Source organism: Nostoc flagelliforme FACHB-838 (genome assembly GCF_014698065.1).
GTDB classification, from domain to species: Bacteria; Cyanobacteriota; Cyanobacteriia; order Cyanobacteriales; family Nostocaceae; genus Nostoc; species Nostoc flagelliforme_B.
Genome location: NZ_JACJSI010000447.1, coordinates 1 through 4495, shown reverse-complemented (window position 1 = coordinate 4495; position 4495 = coordinate 1). Strand labels below are relative to the sequence as shown.

General features: G+C 43.5%; 2 protein-coding genes. Both read right to left on the bottom strand.

Annotated elements, in window-relative coordinates; genetic code table 11:
- On the bottom strand, positions 1-191 hold a 191-nt coding region (locus H6G97_RS46225), incomplete at its 3' end, for a response regulator transcription factor (protein WP_190947118.1).
- Positions 188-4459, bottom strand: coding sequence for a PAS domain-containing protein (locus tag H6G97_RS46220; protein ID WP_242056088.1), 4272 nt, complete (start codon positions 4457-4459; stop codon positions 188-190). The genes H6G97_RS46225 and H6G97_RS46220, both read right to left, overlap by 4 nt.
- Positions 4460-4495 lie beyond the last annotated feature (36 nt).

The following is a 4495-nucleotide window of genomic DNA, read 5'->3' as shown; positions in this document are numbered from 1 at the left end:
TGGGGCATTCGCAAGTCCATCAAAGTTGCATCTGGCTGTTTTTGACGAAAGACAGCGAGTGCCTCCTCACCATTCCCAGCTTGTCCAATGACAAGGATATCTGGCGCTTCTTCCAGCATCGCAACCAAACCCTGACGTACAACGGGGTGATCGTCTACAACCAGAACACGAATGATGTTAAGTTGACTCATGATGGTTTTTCCTGCTGATTCACGGACACCGCAATTTCTGTTCCTTGTCCAAGGGCACTTTGGATCTGGATCTGTGCCCCAATGAGATCGGCACGTTCTGCCATGCCTAATAAACCAAAGCCATTGTGACTAGAATCTCGATCAATTGCAAATCCCTGTCCATCGTCCTTAATTCGTAATATGCATTGCGTGGACTGGTAGATTAGTTCAACACGAATTTTAGTTGCTTGTGCATACTTGAGAGCATTAGTCAACGCTTCCTGTCCAATTCTCAGCAGATTATTCTCCACCTCAGAGGGTAGCGGATAGGGGATGCCGATGGCTTCACACATAATTGTTATACCAGTGGATGATTCTAGCTGACTTGTCAGATGTTTGAAAGCGCTGAGTAAATCACTATTTTCTAACAAGTAGGGGCGGCGTAGTGCCTCTACAGAGCGGCGTGCTTCTGAGAGTCCAGTTTGGGCTAAGTTCTGGACTTGAGCTAGGTGAGCCTGAGCTTTTTGAGGGTCTACTGTTATCTTGTTCGCAGCAGTTCTAGCGTGAATAATAACACCCGTGAATGACTGTGCCAGCGTGTCGTGAATTTCGCGTGCCATGCGGTTGCGCTCCTCCAAAATTGAGGCTTCTTCGGCGCGTTTGCGTTCACGCAGTGCTGCGTTACGCAGTTCGCTAATATCAAGAATCACACCCAACATTCGCACAGGCTGTCCGGCTGCGTTATAAATGCCTCGACCTCTGCCAACTAACCAGTGAATATTACCATTCGGGTAGATGACTCGATATTCCGCTTCAAAATCGGTATGAGTTGCTAAAGCTGCTGTAATAGCTTGCTCGACCCGATGAATGTCTTCTGGGTGAACGCGATCGCGCCATGCCTGATAGCTGCTCTCAACTTCACTGGGTACTAACCCCAGCAATCGAGCGTGGTTATCGTTCCAATGTGTTGTATTCTCAATGATATTCCAGTTCCAACTGCCGATGTAGGTAAAGTCCATTGTCAGTCTGCGTTGCTCTTCACTTTGGCGCAGGGCGTTTTCAACTCGTTGGCGCTCTTCAATCTCCTGAGAAAGCAACAAAGTCCGTTCAATTACTCGTTGTTCCAACGTTTGGTGGTAATCGGCTAACAGTTTCTCTGCTTGTTTACGCTCAGTGATGTCTTGAAAGGCTGCGATCGCATAAGCTACATTGCCCTGTTCGTCAAAGATAGGAGTTCCCCACACCTCGACTGGAACTATTGCACTGTTTTGGTGAATTTCCAGATCGTCAACTGTGGTGCATTCGCCGCTCAATGCCCGAATAGCTGGTAGTTTCTCAGTTGGATAGTTTTGAACTGTTCCTGCTAGATAAAATTGATAAATCTCTGGGATTTGCTCTGGTGCCACAGAAGGATCAATCCCTTTACCCATTAACTGAATTCCCCGTTGATTGACGTAGTAAACACGACCAGCCGCATCCAATACTCCAATTCCTACTGGGACAGCTTCTAGAAATTGTTTCATTCTACTCTCGCTCTTCCGTAGCTTTGAGTAGAGTCTGGCATTTTCAATGGCGATCGCTGCTTGGGATGATAACAGATTCAAGACTTGCGATCTTTGTGGTGTAAAAGCTCCAGCCGCCAACTTGTTTTCTAAATACAACACGCCCACTAGTTTACCTTGATTGAGCAGAGGCAAGCATAAGATTGATTTAATTTGATTGTGTTGAATATATGGCTCATGAATAAAATTACCTTCACGAGTAGCATCATTTAAAATGACACATTCATGAGTACGAATCACATAATTAATAATTGATTCAGGTAGATGATTTGCAGTTGGGATAGATTGCAGTAATCGTGTAGCATAAGTATTCTCACCTTCCTTGAGTTCACCAGACGCTTCAATCATCCATTTCCCTGAGTTTTCTAAAATTAGAAAACCTATTTGTGCGCCAGCATTTTCTATTAATATCTTCATCAAGGAACTGAGTAACTTATCCAGTTCAATTTCACTCGAAATTGCTTGTGACGCTCTCATCACCGCCGCTAAGTCGAAAGTCTTGGGTGAGTGATTAGAGGTGGTGACAAAAGTTTTAGGGGTTGGTGAAGTTGCATCCGACGATTGAGGAAATAGCTGTGGATAGCGAGTTTCTAAATCTCTTACTTTCGCAATTGCTCCCCACCGTTCATAGCAGTAGTGAGCTTCTTTCATATAGGTTTGGGCAAACTTTTCCCGACCGCGAGATAGGTAAAATTTGGCAGCTAATTCGTAAGCTAAGGCTTCTTCTTGAATGTACTCATTTTCTCTAGCACCAAGAATTGCTTGTTCGTAGAACTCTTCTGCGTCAAACCACTGACCCAAAACTCGCGCTTTCTCTGCTTGCACCAAATGATATCTATGCAAACAATTCATTGGCGCGTAATATGCCCATTGCTTCATTTTCTCCTGTCTAACCGCAACTCTTTGAAGGATTTCCTTCTGCACCTGAGTGCTGCTTCCAAGGTATGTTGCTAGTCTTACCAAAGAATCATAGAGGTAGTATAAAGGTTCAAGGGGTGTCGCAGTCGTGCGGCTCAAATAACGTTCTGCTAAAATGGAGTTTTCGATTGCTTGAGGATAATCAGAAAATAAGTAGCATAGGAAAAGTTTGTTGAAATAAACACCAAAGATTGCGATTCCATCATTTGCTGCTTTGTGTTGTGGTAGCCCCTTCTCCTCATTGTAGAATTCGCCAATTAAACGAGTTGGATTGACCGAGTGTCCCATCAAATTTGCGATTGTTTGGCGATATGTTTGACTCCAGGCTAGTACAGTTTTCTGTTTGATTTGACGGATTGCCTCGCCATATATTGCCATGTTGCGTTCAAGTTCTACGAGTTCCTTTCCGGTGGCATAGGACTGAAAGCAGTAAACATGAGCGCAATAGGCGGCAAACTCTAAATCTCCGGTTTCTAACCCACTTTGATAGGCCTCTAGTAATGGCTCCGATATTCCTTTTAGATGTTTTTTGTGGTGAATGATAGAGTTATGAACGATGAACAATGTCCTAGCTCTAAGTGAATGAGTACTCGGCTGCGATAACAGCTCTAGAGCAAGCTGTCCAAACTCGTAGCCAGACTCAATGTTTCCAAACTGGTAGCCAGACTCGATATTTCCAAGCGTCCCACAAAGTATCATTCCAAAGATGGCATAAGCAAAGGGAGACAGAAACGCATTACCATACTGAATTGACAAGTTGACCTGTTTAGATGCAAGGAGCGGCATCAAATTAGGAGCCGCAATATAGGCAGTGATCGTGATGCTGGATAAAATTCGCATCGTTGCCAGTTTCTCTGGCTCGGTCATTGGGGACAAATGGATCAAGTCGGTGATCGGTTTTTCACTGAGGAGAGATGCGAGCGCGTCTAGTTCGAGGCGAATATCTGAATGAGTGGGAGTTTCAGGAAAACTGATTTCCAGTTGCTGCAAAATTTGCAATGCAGTATCAATAGCTTCTAATAGTTTAACCTGGGCAATACAGGTTTGAATTTTGACTTCGTAAACTTTTATGGTATCGAGAACCGTCTTGGCTTTTTCTAAAACGATCACTCCCCAGGATTCTACTTGCTCAAACTCACCACACAAGAACTCGACTTCTGTTGTTTCTAAATATAGCTCTAATGTCAGGTCATAATTTGTTCGCCAGCTTGAAGCTGCCAGCCATGCTCTGCCTGTGGCTAAATATTTTTTGGACACATTATAGGCGATCGCTGCCTTTGCTTTCTGACCTGCGATTAAATTTAATCTAGCAATTTCATTTCGTTCTGCTTGATTGGTAACAAGCCCAATTCCCTGATTGAGATGATCTACAATTTCGAATAATCGATCTGATAGTTGCTCTTGCAAGGTTTTTTCGAGGAGATTGCGACCGATTTGAAGATGAACAACTTCTTTATATGCCTCATCAATTAAGATATACGCTGCTTGCTGCACGCGATCATGTAAGAACCTATACTCTTGAATTAACAAGTCCTTGTCTAATTCAGATAGAGGTTGAATTAACCCACCTTGGATGGCTGTCAGTAAATTTAGGAAAACCGCTTTCGGAGTTTTATCAGAAATAATCGATAAAGTATTTAAATTAAATTCAGCCCCGACACAAGCGGCTAACTGGAGAATTTGCTGTGTGACTTCCGGTAGTTTCTTTAATCTGCCAAGCATTAGCTCCACAACATTATCGGTAATATCTTGGGCTTCAATTTGAGCAATGTTCCATTGCCAGCTTAAATGTTGTGTATCAAAGGTCAACAGATTTTCGCTATACAGCGTCCTCAAAAATTCGTT